Origin of the sequence: Streptomyces sp. NBC_01171 (assembly GCF_045039805.1) — a bacterium.
Lineage (GTDB): Bacteria > Actinomycetota > Actinomycetes > Streptomycetales > Streptomycetaceae > Streptomyces.
This window is the reverse complement of record NZ_CP108609.1, coordinates 2,364,571-2,387,374: the sequence shown is the minus strand read 5'-3', so window position 1 is coordinate 2,387,374 and position 22,804 is coordinate 2,364,571. Positions and strand designations below refer to the sequence as shown.

Here is a 22,804-nt window from a genome sequence, read left to right as displayed (position 1 = left end):
CAGCAGTTTCTCCGCACTGGTGACACAGGAACGCACTGGTGACACAGAGATGGGTGGGAACCTCGTGATGAGTAGGGGCGGACGCCACACTTACGGCGCACTCTCCGTGCTCGCGGCCGGAGCGCTTGTGCTCACCGGTTGCAGCAAGGGCGGCAGCGACAGCGGCGGCGACGACAAGAAGCAGCAGCAGAACGCCCAGCGCCAGCAGGCGCTGATCAAGTTCGGTGACGAGAAGGCGTCCACCGGACCGGCCGCCGAGGTGCCCGGCGCCAAGTCCGGCGGCACCCTGGAAGTGCTCCAGCGCGACAGCTACGCGCACCTCGACCCGGCACAGATCTACGTGTCCGACGAGGGCTCGCTCGCCACCCTGCTGCACCGCGGTCTCACCGGGTACAAGGCGACCAGCAACGACGGCAGCAAGCACGAGGTCGTCGGCGACCTCGCCACCGACTCGGGCACCACCACCGACGGCGGCAAGACCTGGAAGTACACGCTCAAGGACGGCATCAAGTTCCAGGACGGCACGCCGATCACGTCCAAGGACGTCCGGCACACCGTCGAGCGGCTCTTCGCGCCCTTCATCAACCAGGGCCCGACCTTCCTCCAGCAGTGGCTCGCCGACTCGCCGGGCGCGACGTACCGCAAGCTGCTCAAGGACGGCCCGTACAAGGGCAAGCACCTGCCCGACTCGGTGCTGTCGACGCCGGACGACAAGACGATCGTCTTCCACTTCAAGACGGCGCGCCCCGACCTGCCGTACGCCCTGGCCATGGCCGGCTACGGAGTCGTGTCCCAGAAGGGTGACACCAAGGAGCGCTACGACAAGGCGCCCGTGGTGAGCGGCCCGTACAAGGTCCAGTCGTTCAAGTCCGGCAAGTCCATGGTGCTGGTGAAGAACACCAACTGGGACCCGAAGACGGACCCGATCCGGCACCAGTACATCGACCGGTTCAACTTCAGCTTCAACCAGCAGTACGAGGCGTCCACCAAGGCGCTGCTCGCCGACAGCGGCGCGGACCGGACCGGCATCAGCTTCAACAACCAGGTCGACGCGGGCAACCTGTCCTCGGTGCTCAGGGACGCGAAGCTGAAGTCCCGGACGGTCTCGGGCTACCAGTCGTTCGTGGGCCAGATGAACATCAACATGAGCCACAAGCCCATGCAGGACAAGACGGTCCGCGAGGCCATCGCCTACGCGCTGCCGGTCACGCCGTTCGTCCGCGCCTACGGCGGCACCGACGCCATGGAGGTCGCGGGCGGTCTGATCTCCCCGACCGTCTCCGGCTACGACGCCGCCTTCGACCCGTGGGGCAAGAAGAAGAAGCCCGCCGGTGACGCGGCCAAGGCCAAGGAGCTGCTGAAGAAGGCCGGCAAGCTCAACATGAAGCTGACCTTCGGCTACATCAACACCCCCGAGGGCCAGCAGTACTCCACGGCCATGGCGGCGGGCCTGAAGAAGGCCGGCTTCGACGTCCAGCGCCAGGAGATCCCGGCCGAGACGTTCTACGACCAGGTCTCCAAGCTGAACAACAACTACGACATCTTCCACACCGCGTGGGGTGCCGACTGGCCGTCCGCCTCGACCGTGATCCCGCCGCTGTACGACGGCCGCGTGATCGCCGACGGCGCGCAGAACTACTCCCAGATCAACGACCCGCAGATCAACAGCGAGATCGACCGGATCAGCAAGATCACCGACCCGGCCAAGGCCGCGTCCGAGTGGGAGAAGCTCGACCAGCACATCGTGAAGGACGTGGTCAACGTCGTCCCGACCGCGTACTACAAGCAGACCCAGATCGCCGGTTCCAAGGTCGGCGGACTCGTCTACGACGACGTGCTCAGCGGCGTCGACCCGCGTCGTCTCTTCATCAAGTAACCGCCCCCCGCCCGGCATCCGGCGCGCCCCTTCGGGGGTGCGCCGGGCGCCGGGCCCCGGACCGCCGACGTCAGAGAGCTGCCCCTGTCATGCTGCGCTTCCTCGTCCGCCGGACCCTCGGTGCCGTCGTCATCCTGTTCCTGCTGAGCATCGTCACGTTCGTCCTGTTCTTCGGGGTGCCCCGCGACCCGGCGCTGCTGATGTGCGGCAAGACCTGCAACGCCGATGCCATCGAGAACATCCACCATGTGCTCGGCCTCGACAAGTCCATCCCGGAGCAGTACCTGGGCTTCCTGCACAACCTGGTCATGGGCAGTGACGGCTTCGCCCAGGGGCCGTGCCCGGCACCCTGCTTCGGCTACTCGTACCACACCAACGAGCAGGTCTGGGGCACGCTGATCGACCGGCTGCCCACCACCGTCTCGCTGACCATCGGCAGCGCGGTGTTCTTCCTCCTCACCGGCATCGGCGCCGGTCTGGTGGCCGCCTGGCGGCGGGGCACCATCGTCGACAAGGTGGCGACGGCCGGCGCGATGGTCATCTCCGGGATGCAGATCTACTTCCTCGGCCCGCTGGCCCTGGCGCTGCTCGTCTACCAGACCCACTGGTTCGAGAAGCCCGCCTACAACGACTTCACCGCCAACCCCCTGACCTGGTTCTCGGGGCTGCTCATCCCCTGGGTGATCCTCTCCACCATCTTTGCGGCGCAGTACACCCGTATGGCGCGCTCCTCGATGATCGAGCAGCTCCAGGAGGACCACGTCCGCACCGCCCGCGCCAAGGGCATGTCCCGGCGGTACGTGTTCTTCCGGTACGCCTGGCGCGGCTCGCTGATCCCGATCGTCACCATCTTCGGCATCGACCTCGGCTCGCTGCTCGGCGGCGCCATCATCACCGAGTGGACCTTCGGTCTGCCGGGCCTCGGCCAACTGTCCGTGCAGTCCGTGTTCTTCAGCGATCTGCCGCTGCTGCTGGGCGTGATGCTGTTCGCCGCCGCCATGATCCTGCTCTTCAACATCATCGTCGACGCCGCGTACGCCTTCATCGACCCGCGCGTGCGGCTGTCCTAGGAGCACTGTCGTGACCACTTTGACCAAGGAGGCCGGTGCCCCGGCCCCGGCCGGCGACGGTCCGCTGCTGTCCGTGCGTGATCTGCACGTCAGCTTCAAGACCGAGGACGGCATCGTACGGGCCGTGGACGGGCTCTCCTTCGACCTGGAACGCGGCAGGACGCTCGGCATCGTGGGGGAGTCCGGTTCGGGCAAGTCGGTCACCAACCTGACCGTCCTCGGCCTGCACAACCCGATGTTCACCACCGTCGAGGGCGAGATCCTGCTGGACGGGCGGGAGTTGACGACCGCGCGCGAGTCGGAGCTGGAGAAGCTGCGCGGCAACAAGGTCGCCATGATCTTCCAGGACCCGCTGACCGCGCTCTCCCCCTACTACACGGTGGGCCGGCAGATCGCCGAGCCGTACATGAAGCACACCGGCGCCTCCAAGCGGGAGGCGTGGAACCGCGCGGTGGAGATGCTGGGCAAGGTCGGCATCCCCAACCCCAAGGCACGGGCGGGCGATTACCCGCACCAGTTCTCCGGCGGCATGCGCCAGCGCGCGATGATCGCCATGGCGCTGGTCTGCGACCCCGACCTGCTGATCGCGGACGAGCCGACCACCGCACTCGACGTGACGGTCCAGGCGCAGATCCTCGACCTGCTCAAGGACCTCCAGCAGGAGTTCGGTTCGGGCATCATCTTCATCACCCACGACCTGGGGGTGATCGCGGACATGGCCGACGACATCATGGTGATGTACGCGGGCAGCGCGGTGGAGCGCGGCTCGGTCGACTCCGTGCTGCACGCGCCCGAACACCCCTACACCTGGGGTCTGTTGAACTCGATGCCGCGGCTCGACTCCGACCCGTCCATCGCGCTCACCCCCATTCCGGGCTCCCCGCCCTCCCTGCTCACCCCGCCCTCCGGCTGCCGCTTCCATCCCCGCTGCCCCTTCCAGGACCGGGTCGAGGGCGACCGGTGCGTGACCGAGCGCCCGCTGCTCGGCGCGGGGGAGTCGGCGTGCCATCTGACCCCGGCGCAGAAGCGGGACATCTTCGTGGACGAGATCAAGCCCCGGCTGGGCTAGGGGCCGTCTTGTCGGTCAGGCCGGATAAGGGAACGGCGTCTGGCGCCGTGCATCGCAAAGCGGAGGAGGGCGTCGATGCGGAGCGGTGGGGGTCCCCCCTGCTCGAGCGGAGCCGAGAGCTTCGGGGAGAGTGACGACAACGCGGCGAGATGCGGTGCCAGACGCCGCGAGCCCGGCATGATCGACGAGACGCCCCCTAGGGCGCAAAGGAGAACCGTCATGACCAAGGACCTGCTCCTGCCCGCTCCCCGGGACGAGGGCGCCGACGCCGGGGGAGAACCGCTGCTGGAGGTCTCCGGGCTGACCAAGCACTTCCCGGTCAAGGGAGGTTTCCCGATCCGGCGGACCATCGGCGCGGTCCAGGCGGTGGACGGCATCGACCTGTCGGTGCGGGTGGGCGAGAGCTTCGGGCTGGTCGGTGAGTCGGGCTGCGGCAAGTCGACCACGGGCCGGCTGATCACCCGGCTGATGGAGCCGACCGCGGGCACGATCTCCTACCGGGGCAAGGACATCAGCCGCGCCTCGCGCCGGGAGCTGGCACCGATCCGGTCCGAGATCCAGATGATCTTCCAGGACCCGTACTCCTCCCTCAACCCCCGCCAGACGGTCGGCAAGATCATCGCCGGGCCGATGGAGATCAACGGCATCGAGCCCCCCGGCGGCCGCGAGAAGCGCGTGCGCGAGCTGCTGGAGATCGTCGGTCTCAACCCCGAGCACTTCAACCGCTTCCCGCACGAGTTCTCCGGCGGCCAGCGGCAGCGCATCGGGGTGGCGCGGGCGCTCGCGCTGGAGCCCAAGCTGATCGTGGCGGACGAGCCGGTGTCCGCGCTGGACGTCTCCATCCAGGCCCAGGTGGTGAACCTGCTCCAGAAGGTGCAGCGCGAACTCGGCATCGCGTTCCTCTTCATCGCGCACGACCTGGCGATCGTCCGGCACTTCTCGCAGCGCGTCGCGGTGATGTACCTCGGCAAGATCATCGAGGTCGGGGACCGGGACTCCATCTACACCCGCCCCCGGCACCCCTACACCCACGCCCTGCTCTCCGCCGTGCCCGAGGTGAGCGTGGCGGGCGAGGAGGCCCCGGCCCGCGAGCGCATCCGGCTCGCCGGTGACGTGCCGTCCCCGATCGACCCGCCCTCCGGCTGCCGCTTCCGCACCCGGTGCTGGAAGGCGCAGGACAAGTGCGCGGCGGAGGAGCCGCCGCTGGTCCAGCTCTCGGGGAACCGGGCCGGCCATCTGACGGCCTGCCACTTCCCGGAGGAGCCGACGATCGAGGCTCGCGAGGAGGACATCATCCTGGACCCGGCGCTGGCCGCGCTGGAGGGGGACACCTCCAAGGACTAGCCCTCCTTCGCGATCAGGCCGGCTCGGCGACTGTGATGATCTCCGGCGAAGCCGGGCCCAGCGGGCTCCGGTCCCAGTCGCCGTACCGGGCCACCGTGCTCAGCCCGGCCTCGGTGAGGAAGCGGTCCAGCTCGCCGGGGCCGAGGAAGCGAAGGGTGTTGCGGCCGACCCTCGGGGCCGGCCAGCTCTCGCACGTGTAGGTCTCGGTGAAGCCGACGAGACCGCCCGCCGGGCCGTGCGTCACCTCGTGGTGGACCCGGATCTCGGCACCGTTCAGGCCGGTGATGGTGCGCGCCCGGTCCGGGGTCCAGCGCTCCCAGGGGCGGGCCTCGGGGTTGCGGGTCTCGAAGACGAAGCGGCCGCCCTCCGCCAGGGCCTCCCGTACCGAGCCCAGGCACTGCCGTACGTCCTCGTCCCGGACCAACTGCTGGAAGGCGTGCCCGGTCATCACCGCGAGCGCGAACTCGCCCTTCCACTGCCGGCTCCGGGTGTCGCCGAGCACCCACTCGATGTCCGGGGCGCCCGCCCGGGCGTGGACCAGCATGGCCGCGGCCGGGTCGAGTCCGGTCAGCCGTCCGGTGTGCCCCTCGGCGCGGGCCCGGCGGAGCAACTGCCCGGTGCCGCAGCCGATGTCCAGCACCGAGTCCGCCGCCCGGATCAGGCCGAGGTGGAAGTCGTCACCCGGTCCCCAGGGGTTGAGGGTGTCGTAATGGGCAGCGAGCGAGAAGTCGTTGAACGGGTTGGCTGACACCGTGGCAGTGTCACACGGCCGCCGGGGCGTGCGCGGGCGCCGGGGAAAGATTCTGGCCAGGACGAGAGAAAGGCCCGCGTCCGGGTGGACGCGGGCCCTCGACGAACCAGGGGTGTGTCAGACCGCTTCCTGGGGGGTCTTGGAAAGGCCGGCGACCGGAATGATCTCCTGGGTCTCGGGATAGTGGCAGGCCGTCAGGTGGCCGGCCTTGTTGCCCTCGGCCTGGGCGAGCGGCGGGGCCTCGGTCGCGCACTTCTCCGTCGCCTTCCAGCACCGGGTGCGGAAGCGGCAGCCCGACGGCGGGTCGATGGGCGAGGGCACGTCCCCGACCAGGCGGATGCGCTCGCGCGGGGTCTCGTCCACCGTGGCCTCCGGGACGGCGGAGAGCAGGGCGCGGGTGTAGGGGTGGCGCGGGTTGTTGTAGAGGTCGTCGCGGTCGCCGATCTCCACGATCTTGCCGAGGTACATCACCGCGACGCGCTGCGAGAAGTGCCGGACGATGGCCAGGTCGTGCGCGATGAACACGAAGGCGATGCCGAGTTCGCGCTGCACCTTCTGGAGCAGGTTCACCACCTGGGCCTGGATGGAGACGTCCAGCGCGGAGACCGGCTCGTCCGCCACGATCAGCTTGGGCTCCAGCGCGAGCGCCCGCGCCACCCCGATGCGCTGCCGCTGACCGCCGGAGAACTCGTGCGGGAACCGGTTGAAGTGCTCGGGGTTGAGACCGACGATCTCCAGCAGCTCGCGCACGCGCTTCTCGCGGCCGCCGGGGGGCTCGATGCCGTTGATCTCCATCGGCCCGGAGACGATCTTGCCGACCGTCTGCCGCGGGTTCAGCGAGGCGTACGGGTCCTGGAAGATCATCTGGATCTCGGACCGGATCGGCGCGAGGGCCTTGCGGCCGGCGTGCGTGATGTCCTGGCCCCGGTACGCGATCCGGCCGGCGGTCGGCTCCATCAGCCGGGTGATCAGCCGGCCGGTGGTGGACTTGCCGCAGCCGGACTCGCCGACCAGGCCCAGGCTCTCGCCCTCGGCGACCTGGAAGTCCAGCCCGTCCACGGCCTGCACCGCGCCGACGGTGCGCCGGATGGGGAAGCCGCCCTTGATCGGGAAGTGCTTGGTCAGCCCGGAGACGTCCAGGAGGGGAGTGGAGTCGCTCATGGTGGTGAAATCCCGTCTCGTGTACGTCAGATGGCCTTGCTGGCGGCAAGGTCGGCGAGGAACTCACGGCGCTGGCCGTCGGAAAGGTGGCAGGCGTTGCCGCGGCCGTCCTCGATCTGGAGCGGCGGACGCTCGGTGGCGCACCGGTTGCCCTCCACCTCGGACGCGAAGGCGCAGCGCGGGTGGAAACGGCAGCCGGTGGGCGGGTTCAGCAGCGAGGGCGGGGAACCCGGGATCGGGTTGAGCGGCACGTCGACCGGGCCGTCCAGGCTCGGCATGGAACCCATCAGACCCCAGGTGTAGGGGTGCTGCGGGGTGCGCAGCACCTCCTCCTTGGGGCCGCGCTCCACACAGCGGCCGCCGTACATCACCAGCACGTCGTCGGCGATGTCCGCGATGACGCCCAGGTCGTGGGTGATGAAGATGATCGAGGTGCCGAACTCCTGCTGGAGGTCCTTGAGCAGGTCCATGATCTGGGCCTGCACGGTGACGTCCAGCGCGGTGGTCGGCTCGTCCGCGATCAGCAGCTTCGGGTCGCAGACCAGGGCCATGGCGATCATGGCGCGCTGGCGCATGCCGCCGGAGAACTCGTGCGGGTAGTTGTCCACCCGGCGGTCCGGCTGCGGGATGCCGACCCGGCGCAGCATCTCGATCGCCCGCTCCCGCGCCGCCTTCTTGGAGGCGCCGGTGTGCTTGCGGTAGACCTCGCCGATCTGGGTGCCGATGGTGTGGTACGGCGACAGCGAGGCCAGGGCGTCCTGGAAGATCATCGCCATCTTGTTGCCGCGGAGCTTCTCCAGCGTCCGCTCCGGGGCGCCGAGCAGCTCCTCGCCGTCCAGCACGATCTGGCCCTCGATCTCGGTGTGATCGCGGTCGTGCAGGCCCAGGATCGTCAGGTTGGTGACGGACTTGCCGGAACCCGACTCGCCCACGATGCCGAGCGTCTGGCCCTTGGCCAGGTCGAAGGTGAGTCCGTCGACGGCCTTGACCATGCCGTCCTCGGTGGAGAAGTGGACCTTGAGGTCCTTGACGGAGAGGAACGGCTGCTGATGGGTGCTCGTCACGGGGACGCTCCTGGGGGTGATGCGAGGGGGGTAGTCGGACGGGCGGAGGTCAGGCGAGCCGGATGCGCGGGTCGATCAAGCCGTAGACCGCGTCGACGAGGATGTTGAAGACGACGATCGCGCCGGCCGACAGCAGGGTGACGCCCATGAGCATGGGCAGGTCGCTCTTCTCCACCGAGTCCACCGCGAGCCGGCCCACTCCCTGGAGGCTGAAGGTGTACTCGGTGATCATCGCGCCGCCGATGAGGGTGGCCAGGTCGATGCCGAAGATGGTGACGATCGGGCCCATCGCGCCGCGCCAGGCGAACCGGAAGAACACGTTGCGGGCGGAGAGGCCCTTGGCGCGGGCGGTGCGGACGTAGTCCTCGCTGAGCGTCTCCACGAGCTGGGAGCGCGTCATACGGGTGTAGTTCGCGGTCCAGATCAGCGCCAGCACCAGCCACGGCAGCAGCAGGCCCGAGGCCCAGGCGGCCGGGTTCTCGGTGAGCGGCGTGTACGACGGGTTGTCCAGGACGTCGAGCTTGGCCACCAGGAAGTACATGGCGATGTAGCCGACGAAGTAGATCTGGAGCGAGGAGGCGACCAGCGAGGCCGAACTGGCCAGCTTGTCCTGCCACTTGCCCTGCTTCACCGCGGCGATCATGCCCGCGCCGATACCGAAGATCAGGAAGACGACGGCCGAGCCGAGCGCCAGCGACAGCGTCAGCGGGAGCCGGTCCATGATCGTGCCGAGCACGGGCTCTCGGTTGGCGAAGGAGTACCCGAGGCACGGGGCGCTGCAGTCGCCGAAGTCGCCGTAGCTGCGCCCGACGAAGATGCCCTTGATCCAGTACCAGTACTGCACCGGGACCGGGTGGTCGATGCCCAGGTTGTGCCGCACCTGCGCGAGCATGTCGGGCGTGCAGTTCTTGCCGCACGACATCGTGGCGGGGTCACGCGGGATGGCGTAGAAGAGCCAGAAGGTGACGGCGCTGATGATCAGCAGAATCACCAGCGCGCCGAAGACTCGGCGGACGAGGAAGCGGAGCATGGGGCGTGACTTTCCGGACGGGGCGCCGTCGCCGGGGTGAGGGGGGCCGGTGGGGGCGGCCCGGTCGTGGGCCGCCCCCGATGGGTCGTGCGCGCTTACTTCATGGCGTACAGCTTGCAGAGCGCGACGCAGGTGTTGCCCGAGTCGTAGATCACGTTGCCGACCTTGGACCCGTGCATCCAGTTGCGGATGGAGTGGTAGTCCGGGACCACGGCGGCCAGCTCCATGATCTGGCGGTCGACGGCGCCCCACGCCTTGTTGGCGGCCTCGACGTCCGCGATCTTGGACGCGGCGTCGATCGCCTTGTTCACGCTCGGGTCGTTGAGCTGGGCGTAGTTGCTGCGGCCGTCGCCGATGTTCTTGCCGCTCCAGCAGGGGTAGAACACGGAGTAGCCGTTCGGCCAGTCCGGGCTCCAGCCGGCGGCGAAGAGGTCGTAGCCGTTGTCGACCTTGCCGATCTGGGTGTAGAAGGTCGACTTGTCGATCTGCTTGTTGACGACGACGAAGCCCGCCGCCTCCAGCGCGTTCTTGATCTGGACGGCCTGCTTCACGGCGTTGTCCGACTGCTGGTAGGCGATGACCAGCTTCTGGCCGACCTTGCCGGCCTCCTTCAGCAGCGCCTTGGCCTTGGCCGGGTCGCCGGCGGGCTTCTTCTCCGCGCCGTACAGGTCGAAGTCCTGGTAGCCGGGGGTGACCGGGCTGAGGATCGTGGTGGCTATCTCGCTGGTGGCGCGGCCGCCGCGGATGGTCTGGAGCTGCTGGTGCGGCCAGGCCCAGTTGATGGCCTGGCGGACCTTGACGTCCTTGATGCGGGTGGTGTTGATCGGCCAGTAGTAGGTGACCGTGTCCACCGCGATGAGGACGCGCTTCTTGAGCTTGGCGTCGGTCATCACCTGGGCGACGCGCTCGGCGGCGACCTCGTTGAAGATCGACATCGCGTACTGGTCGTTGCCGCGGTCCGAGATGTAGCGGTCGGTCGCGGCGACGGGCTGGAAGCCGAACTGGAAGACGTACTTGTCCGGGTAGTTGTTGCGGATCGAGTCCGTCTTCGGGTCCCAGTGCTCGTTGCGCACGTAGGTCATCGACTTGCCGATGCTGCGGCTCTCGATGCGGTACGGGCCGCAGGAGAAGGGGCGCTTGTCGTACTTCTCCTTGGTGTCCTTCTTCTTGGACACGAGGGAGTAACCACGCATGGCGAGCGTGTAGTTGAAGTCGGCGCGGGGCTCGTTGAGACGGAAGGTGATCGTCTTGCCGGAGATCTCGACGGAGGCGAGCTTCTTGCCGTCGTAGGGGCCCTTGTACTTGTCGCCGCCGACCAGCCACTGCTGGACGTAGCGCGGACCCTCGGTGACGAAGCCGGCGAAGAGGCGCTCGAAGGTGTGGCGGACGTCGTCCATGGAGAGGTCGGAGCCGTCCTCCCACTTGATGCCGTCCTTGATCGTGAAGGACCAGGTGCGGCCGCCGTCCTTCATGGTGCCGGCGTCCGTGGCCGCGTCGCCGACCAGGGTGCAGCCGCCCTTGTCGTCGATCCGGTAGCCGGTCAGACCGCGCAGGATCGGGACGGTGATGGCGGCCTCGGTCGAGACGTAGATCTGGGCCGGGTCCATGTGGTCCATGTCGAACTGGTCGAGCGAGTAGATCGTCCCGCCCTTGACCGCGCCCGAGACCTCGGGGGCGGGACCCGTCGAGTCGGCCTTGGTGCCGACCGGGATGTTCATGGTCTTGCCCTTGCTCACGGACGGGACCTGGGGGCCGGAACCCTTGCCGTCACCGCTGCCGCAGGCGGTCAGCACGCTGGTGGAGGCCGCGGCCACACCGGTGGCGATCAGGAAGTTCCTACGGGAAAAAGCCATGCTGAGCCTGCCTGTGAGTGTCAGATTCGGATGATCGGAATCAGCCGGACGTCATGGAGGACCGGACGGGGTGGAACTGGCCTGCTAGCGCTTCGACTTCGGGTCGAGCGCGTCGCGCACGGAGTCGCCGAGCAGGTTGAAGGCGAGGACGAAGATCACCATGGAGATGCCGGGGAACAGCATGAAGGTGATGTCCTGGGAGTAGAACGAGGCGCCGCGGCCGATCATCACGCCCCAGTCCGGGGTCGGGTCGGTGATGCCGACGCCGAGGAAGGCAAGTCCCGCCTCCGCGGTCACATAGGCCGGGAGCATCAGCGTGGACTGGATGAGAATGGGCGTCCACAGGTTGGGCAGCAGCTCCTTGAACACGATGCGCCGGGGGGAGGCGCCGGTGACCTTGGCCGCCTCGACGAACTCCCGCTCCCGCAGGCCCAGCACCTGACCGCGCAGCAGTCGCGCGATGGAGGCCCAGCCGAACGCCGACAGCACGATGATCAGCGAGGTCGCCACCAGCCAGGTCGGCACGTTCTCGTCGGGGGCGATGAAGATGCCGTAGACCACGGGCATGAAGGCGATGAAGAACAGCGTCGACGGGAACGACAGCACGATGTCGATGATCCGGCCGACGAAGTAGTCGGTCTTGCCGCCCAGGTAGCCGGCCGTGACGCCGACGACGACGCCGACGACCGTGGTGAGGATCGTGGCGGCGAGGGCGATGCCCAGCGAGGTCCGGATGCCGTAGAGCAGGAAGGTGAAGACGTCGCGCCCGAGCTGGGGCTCGACGCCGAACCAGAACTCCGAGCTCATGCCGCCGTTGGGGCCGACCGGGTAGGAGAACGCGTCCAGCAGCTCGGGCCGGTCGCTCGCGTAGGTGGTGTACGGGTTCTTGCCGTACAGCTTCGCTATGAGCGGCGCCGCTATGGCGATCAGGAAGAAGAAGAGGACGACGAAGGCGGACACGACGCCGGTCCGGTCGCGCTTGAAACGCTTCCAGGCGAGCCGTCCGGGAGACCGGCTCTCGCTGCCCTTGGGGCCGTCCGGAGTACCCGACTTCTCGACGGGAACGTCGGTCACCTCAAGCGCGGCAGCCGCCGATGGAGTAGGGGTGGTCATTGGTGCTCCTGGCCCACGGAGGGTCTGAGGACTCCGCAGGGCGCTCCCCTACGGGCTACGCCGGACTTTTTCAACGCAATTCATTCAAGGTCAATAAATTCTCGGTCGACTTGGTCTTCTATTTACCTTCTTTACTTCTGCTTGACGCATCCGTAGCTACGCGTGTAGCGCGACCGTAATCAATCCGTGCTTCACTCCGGACCATTCGGGTAAAACGGCCAATAGGTTCGATATGCGGATACCGAGGTATCGAAATGCGTACATCGACGCGTCACGATCCAACGTTTCGGCAACGTTGCGCGGCGATCCATTGCGTCTTGTCCGCAAGATCACCGAGGGCGTGCCGGACCTGCCTGCATATGGCTGACGTGTCCCCCCAAAGGCGGGGCAATCGGGCGGCGAGCATGCGGGATGTTCCCTACGGGCCGATATTGGCCGGTAACGGTGAGGTGATCCCTGAGGAGGCAGCATGCGCGGATTCACGCACGCCCGATGGTTCGTCGGCGCCGCCGCGGTGGTGCTGATGGCCACCGGCTGCGGCGGGGGAGCGAGCGGGGCGGCGGACGGCGGGATGCTCACCTCCTCCTGGGGCGACCCGCAGAACCCGCTGGAGCCGGCCAACACCAACGAGGTGCAGGGCGGCAAGGTGCTCGACATGGTCTTCCGGGGCCTGAAACGGTACGACCCGAAGACCGGCGAGGCCCAGAACATGCTGGCCCAGTCCATCGAGACCACCGACTCCCGCCACTACACCGTGCACCTCAAGGACGGCTGGACCTTCTCCAACGGAGAGAAGGTCACCGCCCGCTCCTTCACCGACGCCTGGAACTACGGCGCGAGCCTGAAGCACAAGCAGAAGAACGCGTACTTCTTCGGCTACATCGAGGGCTACGACCAGGTCCACCCCGAGATGGGGAGCCAGCACGCGGACACCCTCTCCGGGCTCAAGGTGGTGGACGACCGCACCTTCACCGTCACCCTCAACCAGAAGTTCTCCGGTTTCCCCGACACCCTCGGTTACGCCGCCTTCGCCCCGCTGCCCCGCGCCTTCTTCACCGACCACGCCGCCTGGCTGAAGACCCCGGTCGGCAACGGCCCGTACGCCATCGAGTCCTACACCAAGGGCTCCCAGATGACCTTGCGGAAGTGGAACGGCTACCCGGGCGCCGACAAGGCGCTCAACGACGGGGTGATCCTCAAGGTCTACACCGACAGCAACACCGCCTACACCGACCTGATGGCCGGCAACCTCGACCTCGCCGACGACATCCCCGCCGCCCAGCTCAAGAACGTCAGGACCGACCTCGGCGAGCGGTACATCAACACCCCGGCCGGCATCATCCAGACCCTCGCCTTCCCGTACTACGACGAGCGCTGGAACCGGCCCGGCATGGAGAAGGTGCGCACCGGGCTCTCCATGGCCATCAACCGCGCCCAGATCACCAAGACCATCTTCCAGCGCACCCGCACCCCGGCCACCGACTGGACCTCACCCGTCCTCGGCACCGACGGCGGCTTCAAGGCGGGCCTGTGCGGGCACGCCTGCGAGTACGACCCGGCGGCCGCCAAGCGGCTGGTGCGGCAGGGCGGCGGCATCCCCGGCGGTTCCCTGAAGCTCACCTACAACGCGGACACCGGCTCGCACCGGCAGTGGATCGACGCGGTCTGCAACTCCATCAACCACGCCCTCGGCGACGACAACGCCTGCGTCGGCAACCCGGTCGGCACCTTCGCCGACTTCCGCAACCAGCTCGGGCAGCACAAGATGAGCGGCCCCTTCCGGGCGGGCTGGCAGATGGACTACCCCCTCATCCAGAACTTCCTCCAGCCGCTCTACTTCACCGGCGCCTCCTCCAACGACGGCCAGTGGTCCAACTCCGAGTTCGACGAGCTGGTGGACCGGGCCAACGCCGAGACCGACCCGGCCAAGGCGGTCAGCACCTTCCAGCAGGCCGAGGAGGTCGTCCGGGACAACATGGCCGCCATCCCGCTCTGGTACCAGAACGGCAACGCGGGCTACTCCCAGCGCCTCACCGGCGTCCAGCTCAACCCGTTCAGCGTGCCGGTGTACAACGAGATCAAGGTGAGCTGAGCGCCATGGGACGCTACGTCGTCCGGCGACTGCTCCAGATGGTGCCGGTGTTCGTCGGAGCCACCCTGCTGATCTTCCTGATGGTCAACGTGATGGGCGACCCCATCGCGGGGCTGTGCGGGGAGCGGCAGTGCGACGCGGCCACCGCCGCCCAGCTCAAGACCGAGTTCGGCCTCGACCAGCCGCTCTGGCAGCAGTACGCGACCTACATGGGGAACGTCTTCACCGGCGACTTCGGCACGGCGTTCAACGGACAGCCCGTCACCGAGCTGATGGCGGCCGCCTTCCCGGTCACCGTCCGGCTGACCATCGTGGCCATCCTCTTCGAACTCGTCGTCGGCATCAGCCTCGGCGTGGTCACCGGACTGAGCCGGGGGCGGCCCGTCGACACCGGGGTGCTGCTGCTCACCCTCGTGGTGATCTCCGTGCCGACCTTCGTCACCGGCCTGGTGCTCCAACTGCTGCTCGGCGTGGAGTGGGGGTGGATCAAACCGTCGGTCTCGCCGGAGGCGCCGTTCGACGAGCTGATCGTGCCGGGCCTGGTGCTGGCGTCGGTCTCCCTCGCCTACGTCACCCGGCTGACCCGTACCTCCATCGCGGAGAACCGGCGCTCGGACTACGTCCGTACCGCGGTCGCCAAGGGGCTGCCCCGGCGCCGGGTCATCGTGCGACACCTGCTGCGGACCTCGCTGATCCCGGTCGTCACCTTCATCGGCACCGACATCGGGGCGCTGATGGGCGGCGCGATCGTCACCGAGCGGATCTTCAACATCCACGGCGTCGGCTTCCAGCTCTACCAGGGCATCCTCCGGCAGAACACCCAGACGGTGGTCGGCTTCGTCACCGTGCTGGTCCTGGTCTTCCTGGTCGCCAACCTGCTGGTGGACCTGCTCTACGCGGTACTCGACCCGAGGATTCGCTATGCCTGAGCCGTCGTCGCAGAAGTCGCGGGGGGCCGTCGCCGGGACCGGCATGGGCGGGACCATGGACCTCGCGGCCGGCGAGGCCGCCACGCTGGAGCGGGTGCCGGGCGGACCGGCGGGCGGCGGGCCCGACAGCAGGCCGCGTTCGCTCTGGTCCGACGCCTGGCGGGACCTGAGGCGCAACCCGGTCTTCCTGATCTCCGCGCTCGTGATCCTCTTCCTGGTCTTCATCTCCATCTGGCCTGCGGCCATCACCTCCGGCAACCCCCTCGACTGCGACCTCGCCAAGGCCCAGGACGGGCCCGCGCCCGGCCATCCCTTCGGCTTCGACGGCCAGGGCTGCGACGTCTACACCCGGACCGTCTACGGCGCCCGTACGTCGGTCACGGTGGGCGTGTGCGCCACGCTCGGGGTGGCGCTGCTCGGGTCGGTGCTCGGCGGGCTCGCGGGGTTCTTCGCCGGGGCCTGGGACGCGGTGCTGTCCCGGATCACCGACGTCTTCTTCGCCATCCCGGTCGTCCTCGGCGGCCTGGTGCTGCTGTCGGTGGTCACCAGCAACACCGTCTGGCCGGTGGTCGGGTTCATGGTGCTGCTCGGCTGGCCGCAGATCTCCCGGATCGCCCGCGGCTCCGTCATCACCGCCCGGCAGAACGACTACGTCCAGGCCGCCCGCGCGCTCGGCGCCTCGCCCGCCCGGCTGCTGCTGCGGCACATCGCGCCCAACGCCGTCGCCCCCGTCATCGTGGTGGCCACCATCGCGCTCGGCACCTACATCTCGCTGGAGGCCACCCTGTCCTACCTCGGCGTCGGCCTGAAGCCGCCGAGCGTGTCCTGGGGAATCGACATCTCCGCCGCCTCCCCCTACATCCGCAATGCCCCGCACGCCCTGCTCTGGCCCTCCGGGGCGCTCGCCGTCACCGTCCTGGCCTTCATCATGCTCGGCGACGCGGTACGCGACGCCCTCGACCCGAAGCTGAGGTGACGGCGCCCATGCTGCTCGAAGTACGCGACCTGCACGTGGAGTTCCGCACCCGCGACGGCGTCGCCAAGGCCGTCAACGGGGTGTCGTACGGGGTCGGCGCGGGCGAGACGCTCGCCGTGCTCGGGGAGTCCGGGTCCGGCAAGTCGGTGACCGCACAGGCCGTGATGGGCATCCTCGACATGCCGCCCGGCCGGATCACCGGCGGCCAGATCCTCTTCCAGGGCCGCGACCTGCTCACCATGAAGGAGGAGGAGCGGCGGAAGATCCGGGGCGCCGGAATGGCGATGATCTTCCAGGACGCGCTCTCCGCCCTCAACCCCGTGCTCTCGGTCGGTGACCAGCTCGGCGAGATGTTCACCGTGCACCGGGGGATGTCCCGCAAGGACGCTCGCAAGCGGGCCGTCGAGCTGATGGACCGGGTGCGCATCCCCGGCGCCGCCCAGCGGGTGCGGGACTATCCGCACCAGTTCTCCGGCGGTATGCGCCAGCGGATCATGATCGCCATGGCGATCGCGCTGGAACCCGCCCTCGTCATCGCCGACGAACCCACCACGGCACTCGACGTCACCGTCCAGGCCCAGGTGATGGACCTCCTCGCGGAGCTGCGCCGGGAGTACGACATGGGGCTCGTCCTCATCACCCACGACCTCGGCGTCGTCGCGGACGTGGCCGACCGGATCGCCGTGATGTACGCGGGCCGGATCGTGGAGTCGGCGCCCGTGCACGACATCTACAAGGCGCCGGCCCACCCCTACACGCGCGGCCTGCTCGACTCCATCCCCCGCCTCGACCACAAGGGCCGCGAGCTGTACGCCATCAAGGGCCTGCCGCCCAGCCTGACCCACATCCCGGCCGGCTGCGCCTTCCATCCGCGCTGCGCGATGGCGCGGGACGTCTGCCGCACGGACGAGCCCCCGCTGTACCCGGCCGGGCCGGACCGGGTGAGCGCCTGCCACTTCTGGAGGGAGTGCCTCGATGGCCTCGACGGCTGAACCCGTGCTGGAGGCGCGCGGCCTGGTCAAGCACTACCCGCTGACCCGGGGCATCGTGCTGCGCAAGCAGATCGGCGCGGTGAAGGCCGTCGACGGCGTCGACTTCGCCCTCGGCCGGGGCGAGACCCTCGGCATCGTGGGGGAGTCTGGGTGCGGCAAGTCCACGGTGGCCAAGCTGCTCTGCCATCTGGAACGGCCCACCGAGGGCGAGATCCGGTTCCGGGGCGAGGACATCACCGGCGCGTCCGGGCGCCGGCTGAAGGAGGTGCGCCGGAACATCCAGATGGTGTTCCAGGACCCGTACACCTCGCTCAACCCCCGGATGACGGTGGGGGACATCGTCGGAGAGCCCTACGAGATCCACCCCGAGGTCGCACCGAAGGGCGAACGGCGGCGCCAGGTGCAGGAGTTGCTGGAGGTGGTGGGGCTCAACCCGGAGTTCCTCAACCGCTATCCGCACCAGTTCTCCGGCGGCCAGCGGCAGCGGATCGGCATCGCGCGGGCGCTGGCGCTGCGCCCCGAGGTGATCGTCGCGGACGAGCCGGTGTCCGCGCTGGACGTGTCGGTGCAGGCGCAGGTGATCAACCTGCTGGAGCGGCTCCAGGCGGAGTTCGGACTGAGTTACGTGTTCATCGCGCACGACCTGTCGATCGTGCGGCACATCTCGGACCGGGTCGCGGTGATGTACCTGGGCCGGATCGTGGAGACCGGCACGGACGCGGAGATCTACGAGCACCCCACGCACCCGTACACCCAGGCACTGCTGTCGGCGGTGCCGGTGCCCGATCCGGAGGCGCGGGCGCACCGGGAGCGGATCATCCTGAGCGGTGATGTGCCGTCCCCAACCGCGATCCCCTCGGGGTGCCGGTTCCGCACCCGGTGCTGGAAGGCCCAGGAGCGGTGCGCCGTCGAGGTGCCGGTGCTGGCGGTGCCGGAGGAGTTCCGGGCGGCCGGGGGGCCGGTCGCGCATCCGTCGGCGTGTCTGTTCGCGGCGGAGCGGCGGGTGGTGCCGGGGGCGATGGAGGGGCACGGCAACGGGCCGGGATGACATGGCGTATCCCGGCCCGCTTCACGGCACCCGCACGGCCGTACGCGATCAGCCTCGCGGGTGCGTATATCGGAGCGGCTTCGGTGAAGTTGCCTGTGCGTTAACGCTGTTCGGGCCCGCTCGGCCCGCCCAGGGCGCGCTTGAGGAAGTCGACCTGGAGGAGGAGCAGGTTCTCCGCGACCTGCTCCTGCGGGGTCATGTGGGTGACGCCGGACAGCGGGAGCACCTCGTGCGGGCGGCCGGCGGCCAGCAGGGCGGAGGACAGCCGGAGGGTGTGTGCGGCCACCACGTTGTCGTCGGCGAGACCATGGATGATCATCATGGGCCGGTGCGGTTCGGCGGGGTCCGAGAGGCCCTCGTCGGTGATCAGGGAGTTGCGGGCGTAGCTCTCCGGGTCCGCCGCGGGGTCGCCCAGGTAGCGCTCGGTGTAGTGGGTGTCGTACAGCCGCCAGTCGGTGACCGGGGCGCCCACGACCCCCGCGTGGAAGACGTCCGGGCGGCGCAGGACGGCCAGCGCGGAGAGGTAACCGCCGTACGACCAGCCCCGGATGGCCACGCGGGAGAGGTCGAGCGGGTAGCGCTTGGCGAGGTCGTGCAGGGCGTCGATCTGGTCGTCGAGGGTAACCGTGAAGTCCTGGTGGATCGACTTCTCCCACTCGGGGGAGCGGCCGGGGGTGCCCCGGCCGTCCGCGACGATCACCGCGAAGCCCTGGTCGGCGAACCACTGCGAGGTCAGATGGGCGTTGTGGGCGGCGACGACCCGCTGGCCGTGCGGGCCCCCGTAGGGGTCGAGCAGGACGGGCAGGGGAGTGTCATCGGGGTAGTCCGATGGCATAAGCACGGCGCACGGAATTCGCCGTGCGCCCCCCTCGGTCAGGGTCACGCCGGGGGACAAACCGGGGTCTTCGGCGTAGGAGCGGACACCGAGCGCCGATTTTCCGTCACGCAGCACCTGGACCCGGGCGCCGGGACTGTCCAGCGTCGCGGAGATCAGCACGGTCACGTCGCCCGCGCGCACCGCCGAGTGCACACCGGGCTCCTGGGAGACGCGCTCCACCCCCGCTTCGCCGACCCGGTACACATGGATCTCGCCGGTCTCGGGGTCCTCGGCCGCCTCTCCCGCGGAGGCCGAGACCAGTACGTCGTCCGACGACACGTCCAGCACCGCGCGGATGTGCAACTCGGGCCCGGTCAGCGGGCGTTCGCCCACGGTGAGGACCCGCGCGCCGTCCTCGTCCGCGATGCGGACCAGTCGGCCGGAGGGGGTCCAGGCGGGCACCTCGGCGAAAAGATCCAGCCATGTTGGATCTTCGTCGACGTGCAGCGTCCGGGTCTCGCCGGTGTCCGGGTCGAGGGTGAGGACGAGCTGACTCCGCTGGTCCCGCGACTGCACCTGGAGGAGCGGCGCACCCGCCTGTGACCAGTGCACTCGCGCCAGATAGGGGTATTGCTCGCGGTCCCAGCGGACCTCGGTGCAGGTGCCGTCCAGGCCGATGACGAACAGGGTCACCTCCGCGTTGGCGGTCCCCGCGGCCGGGTAGCGCACGTGGTGTGGCTCACGGTCCGGGTGTGACGTGTCCGCGATCCACCAGCGCCGCACCGGCGTGTCGTCCACCCGCGCCACCAGCAGCCGGTCCGACTCCGGGGACCACCAGAAGCCCCGCGTACGGTCCATCTCCTCGGCCGCGATGAACTCCGCGAGGCCGTAGGTCACTTCGTCGTTCTCGGGGGTGGCCAGCGCCCGGTCGTCGGCACCCTCGGCGCCGACGACGCGCAGCTCGCCGCCGGCGACGTACGCGACACGGGTGCCGTCGGGGGACGGGCGGGGGTCGATCACCGGGCCGGGGACGGGCAGTTCACGTGCGGTGCCGGCGCGCAGCTCGGCCGTGAACAGCCGCCCCGACAAGGCGAAAGAGGCCAGTTCGGCGGCGGCGTCGGTGGCGTATCCGACGATGCCCGCACCGCCTTCGCGGCTGCGCTCGCGGCGGGCGCGTTCCTCGGGGGACAGCTCCTCGTCGGCGCCCGCGAGGAGGGCGCGGGGGTCGGCGGCGAGGCGTTCGGTGCCGTCCGTGGTGTCCAGTACCCACAGGGAGTTGGCGCGGTCCGTGCCGGAGCCGGAGCGCAGGAACGCGACACGGGAGCCGTCGGGGGCCACGGTGAACGCGCGCGGCGCGCCGAGCGAGAAGCGCTGGGTCCGGGCGTGTCGGCGGGGGAAGGAGTCGGTGCCGGCTGTCTGGGTCGTCATGGCCCGACCATATTGGCCATGCGCCCCCTTGTGCGGCCGTGCGCCGAGCGATGCGCGAGCACACATAGTTATGATCAATGTCGCTGCGTGGGTATGAACCTGGCGGCGTCCGCGTGGACTTGGCTTCCGGGCCGGTTCGCCGGGGCTGTACCGAGTCACAACCCCCATAGTCCGAACCCCCCGTGTCCCTGGGATTCATTGGAGGTGAGCCGCCGTGGCACTCTCGATTTCGGCGGTGGTGCTGCTGGCGATCATCGTCTTCCTGCTGATCAAGAAGTCGGGACTGAAGGGGGGACACGCTGCCATCTGCATGCTCCTCGGCTTCTATCTCGCCTCCTCGACCATCGCACCCACGATCAGCGAGCTGACCACGAACGTCGCCAGCATGATCGGCAGCATCAAGTTCTGACGCGGGCCGGGGTGACGACGGTTGTTGTCGCCCCGCCTGCCGTGCCCGGCGCTTAAGTCGACGGCAGTGTGGGCTGGACGCGGCGCAGGAACGTGGCGTTGTCCGGCGTCTCCCGCAGTCGCTCCAGCAGGGTTTCCAGGGACGTGTCCCCGTGTGAGCGCAGGGCGCGGCGCAGGCCCCTGGTGATCGTCAACTCCTCGCGGGTGAACAGGAGTTCCTCGCGGCGGGTGCCGGTGCGGTCGATGTCCACGGGCGGGAAGACGCGGCGGCCGGCCAGTTCACGGTCCAGCCGGAGTTCCATGTTGCCGGTGCCCTTCAGCTCCTCGAAGAAGTAGCCGTCGGCGCGTGAGCCGGTGTCCACGAGTGCGGTGGCGAGGATGGTCAGCGAACCGCCTTCCTCCGCCTGCCGCGCCGCCCCGAAGAACCGCTTGGGGCCCAGGAGCGCGCTCGCGTCGACGCCCCCGCTGAGGGTACGGCCGCCCGCCGCCGAGGCGTTGTTGTGTGCCCGGCAGAGCCGGGTCAGCGAGTCCAGCAGGATCACCACGTCCTCCCCGGCCTCCACCCGCCGCTTGGCCCGCTCCACGACGAGGTCCGCGAGCGCGATGTGGTCCTTGGCGGGGCGGTCGAAGGTGGAGGCGTAGACCTCCCCGCGTACCGACCTGCGCATGTCGGTGACTTCCTCCGGGCGTTCGTCCAGCAGCAGCACCATCAGACGGCACTCGGGGTGGTTGCCCGCGACGGCCGCGGCGAGCTGCTGGAGCAGGACGGTCTTGCCGCTCTTGGGCGGGGCGACGAGGAGGCCGCGCTGTCCCTTGCCGACGGGGGCGAGCAGGTCGGTCAGGCGGCCGGCCAGGCCGGAGGCGGGGTGCTCCAGGCGGAGCCGGTCGTGGGGGTGCAGGGGGGTCAGGTCGCGGAAGTGTCTGCGCTGCCCTCCGGGGGCGCGGCCGTCGGTGCCGGTGACTTCGGTGAGGGCGCGCTGGGGTCCGGCGACGCCTTCGACGAGGTCGCCCTTGCGCAGGCCGTGGCGGCGGATCAGGGCCGGGGACACGTCGGGGTCGGCGGGGGAGGGCAGAAGGCTCGCGGCGGCCCGCAGGTGGCCCTTGCCGTGCGCGTCGATGTCGAGGACGCCGGTGACGGTCCGGGTGGCCGGGGTGTCCCGGACCTGGGTGGGGGGTTCGAGGGTGGTGGTCATGGTCGGGGTGTCCTTTCGGGACGGGAAACGGCAGGGAAGAGGAAGGGGCCGCAGATCACGGAGGGGCGGACACGCCTGCCTCCGGGCGACGGGAACGACACCTCTGGCGGGGCGATGAAAGCCCTGGTCACGAGGCGCTGATGCGAAGAAGCCCGGCCCGGTCGAAGACCGTCGGCACGAAGGCTGAGAGAGGAACGCGACACCGGCGCCTGACGTGGGGCGCGGGCATGCCGCTCATTGCACTGTACCGGTGCGGGGGGTGGCGTCAAGGGGGATGCGGTCCGGGACCGGCCCCGGCGAGGCTGTGCCGGGGTCGTCGAATGTCAGTCGCGGGCGCCGGCGACGAAGGCCGTCTACGTCTCCCGGACTTCGCCGCACCGGAACCCGGTGCGGCGTGCTCCGGTGGGACGGGTGGTCATCAAGACCAGGAACACCGGGGGAAAGGCACCCCACCAAGCCCCACCCCTCCCGCCCGTGGCCGGCCCGCAGGGCCTCGCTCACTCGGGCGGGTGAACATCCCTGTTTCCGCTGGCAATTGCCACCCTCGGCGGCTCTACGCTCAGCGCAACAACCGCAGACATACGTCGGCC

At 69.2% G+C, this 22,804-nt stretch carries 18 protein-coding genes; 10 read left to right on the top strand and 8 right to left on the bottom strand.

Annotated features, from left to right (window positions below; all coding sequences use genetic code 11):
- Positions 1-67 precede the first annotated feature (67 nt).
- The 4 genes from OG448_RS10805 to OG448_RS10790 all read left to right on the top strand — a co-directional run bounded on the left by OG448_RS10805 (position 68) and on the right by OG448_RS10790 (position 5,359).
- Entirely contained in the window at positions 68-1,876 is a 1,809-nt protein-coding gene (locus OG448_RS10805) for an ABC transporter substrate-binding protein (RefSeq protein WP_405553096.1), read from the top strand.
- Positions 1,877-1,965: 89 nt separating this feature from the next.
- On the top strand, positions 1,966-2,946 hold the full coding sequence (locus tag OG448_RS10800) for an ABC transporter permease (protein WP_405553094.1): 981 nt from the start codon (positions 1,966-1,968) through the stop codon (positions 2,944-2,946).
- Positions 2,947-2,956: 10 nt separating this feature from the next.
- Positions 2,957-4,015, top strand: coding sequence for an ABC transporter ATP-binding protein (locus OG448_RS10795; protein WP_405553092.1), 1,059 nt, complete (start codon positions 2,957-2,959; stop codon positions 4,013-4,015).
- A gap of 219 nt (positions 4,016-4,234) precedes the next feature.
- The gene (locus OG448_RS10790) at positions 4,235-5,359 is read left to right on the top strand and encodes an ABC transporter ATP-binding protein (RefSeq protein ID WP_405553090.1); all 1,125 of its coding nucleotides are present in this window, start codon (positions 4,235-4,237) and stop codon (positions 5,357-5,359) included.
- 13 nt (positions 5,360-5,372) lie between these two features.
- On the opposite strand, the gene OG448_RS10785 is transcribed toward OG448_RS10790, so the two are convergent.
- The 6 genes from OG448_RS10785 to OG448_RS10760 all read right to left on the bottom strand — a co-directional run bounded on the left by OG448_RS10785 (position 5,373) and on the right by OG448_RS10760 (position 12,331).
- Positions 5,373-6,110, bottom strand: a complete 738-nt coding sequence (locus OG448_RS10785) for a class I SAM-dependent methyltransferase (RefSeq protein WP_405553088.1) — start codon at positions 6,108-6,110, stop codon at positions 5,373-5,375.
- A gap of 117 nt (positions 6,111-6,227) precedes the next feature.
- Positions 6,228-7,271: an ABC transporter ATP-binding protein gene (locus OG448_RS10780; RefSeq protein ID WP_405553086.1), complete on the bottom strand. Its 1,044-nt coding sequence runs from the start codon at positions 7,269-7,271 to the stop codon at positions 6,228-6,230.
- 26 nt (positions 7,272-7,297) lie between these two features.
- Positions 7,298-8,335: an ABC transporter ATP-binding protein gene (locus OG448_RS10775; protein ID WP_405553085.1), complete on the bottom strand. Its 1,038-nt coding sequence runs from the start codon at positions 8,333-8,335 to the stop codon at positions 7,298-7,300.
- Between the two features lie 49 nt (positions 8,336-8,384).
- Entirely contained in the window at positions 8,385-9,365 is a 981-nt protein-coding gene (locus tag OG448_RS10770) for an ABC transporter permease (protein WP_403385426.1), read from the bottom strand.
- Between the two features lie 95 nt (positions 9,366-9,460).
- Positions 9,461-11,218, bottom strand: a complete 1,758-nt coding sequence (locus OG448_RS10765) for an ABC transporter substrate-binding protein (protein WP_405553083.1) — start codon at positions 11,216-11,218, stop codon at positions 9,461-9,463.
- 84 nt (positions 11,219-11,302) lie between these two features.
- Positions 11,303-12,331, bottom strand: coding sequence for an ABC transporter permease (locus OG448_RS10760; protein ID WP_405553082.1), 1,029 nt, complete (start codon positions 12,329-12,331; stop codon positions 11,303-11,305).
- Between the two features lie 469 nt (positions 12,332-12,800).
- On the opposite strand from OG448_RS10760, the gene OG448_RS10755 reads away from it, so the two are divergent.
- The 5 genes from OG448_RS10755 to OG448_RS10735 are packed head-to-tail and all read left to right on the top strand — an operon-like array spanning position 12,801 to position 18,368.
- Positions 12,801-14,423 carry an ABC transporter substrate-binding protein gene (locus OG448_RS10755; RefSeq protein WP_405553081.1) on the top strand — a complete coding sequence of 541 codons (1,623 nt, stop codon included), beginning with the start codon at positions 12,801-12,803 and terminating at the stop codon, positions 14,421-14,423.
- 5 nt (positions 14,424-14,428) lie between these two features.
- The gene (locus tag OG448_RS10750; RefSeq protein WP_405553080.1) at positions 14,429-15,352 is read left to right on the top strand and encodes an ABC transporter permease; all 924 of its coding nucleotides are present in this window, start codon (positions 14,429-14,431) and stop codon (positions 15,350-15,352) included.
- On the top strand, positions 15,345-16,328 hold the full coding sequence (locus tag OG448_RS10745; protein WP_405553079.1) for an ABC transporter permease: 984 nt from the start codon (positions 15,345-15,347) through the stop codon (positions 16,326-16,328). Before OG448_RS10750 ends, OG448_RS10745 begins: the two co-directional genes overlap by 8 nt.
- 8 nt (positions 16,329-16,336) lie before the next feature.
- Entirely contained in the window at positions 16,337-17,320 is a 984-nt protein-coding gene (locus tag OG448_RS10740) for an ABC transporter ATP-binding protein (RefSeq protein ID WP_405553077.1), read from the top strand.
- On the top strand, positions 17,304-18,368 hold the full coding sequence (locus OG448_RS10735; protein ID WP_405553075.1) for an ABC transporter ATP-binding protein: 1,065 nt from the start codon (positions 17,304-17,306) through the stop codon (positions 18,366-18,368). Before OG448_RS10740 ends, OG448_RS10735 begins: the two co-directional genes overlap by 17 nt.
- 100 nt (positions 18,369-18,468) lie before the next feature.
- On the opposite strand, the gene OG448_RS10730 is transcribed toward OG448_RS10735, so the two are convergent.
- Entirely contained in the window at positions 18,469-20,613 is a 2,145-nt protein-coding gene (locus OG448_RS10730; protein WP_405553073.1) for a prolyl oligopeptidase family serine peptidase, read from the bottom strand.
- A gap of 214 nt (positions 20,614-20,827) precedes the next feature.
- On the opposite strand from OG448_RS10730, the gene OG448_RS10725 reads away from it, so the two are divergent.
- Entirely contained in the window at positions 20,828-21,022 is a 195-nt protein-coding gene (locus OG448_RS10725) for a hypothetical protein (protein ID WP_018544306.1), read from the top strand.
- Between the two features lie 52 nt (positions 21,023-21,074).
- On the opposite strand, the gene rho is transcribed toward OG448_RS10725, so the two are convergent.
- Entirely contained in the window at positions 21,075-22,214 is a 1,140-nt protein-coding gene (gene rho, locus OG448_RS10720) for a transcription termination factor Rho (protein WP_405553071.1), read from the bottom strand.
- Positions 22,215-22,804 lie beyond the last annotated feature (590 nt).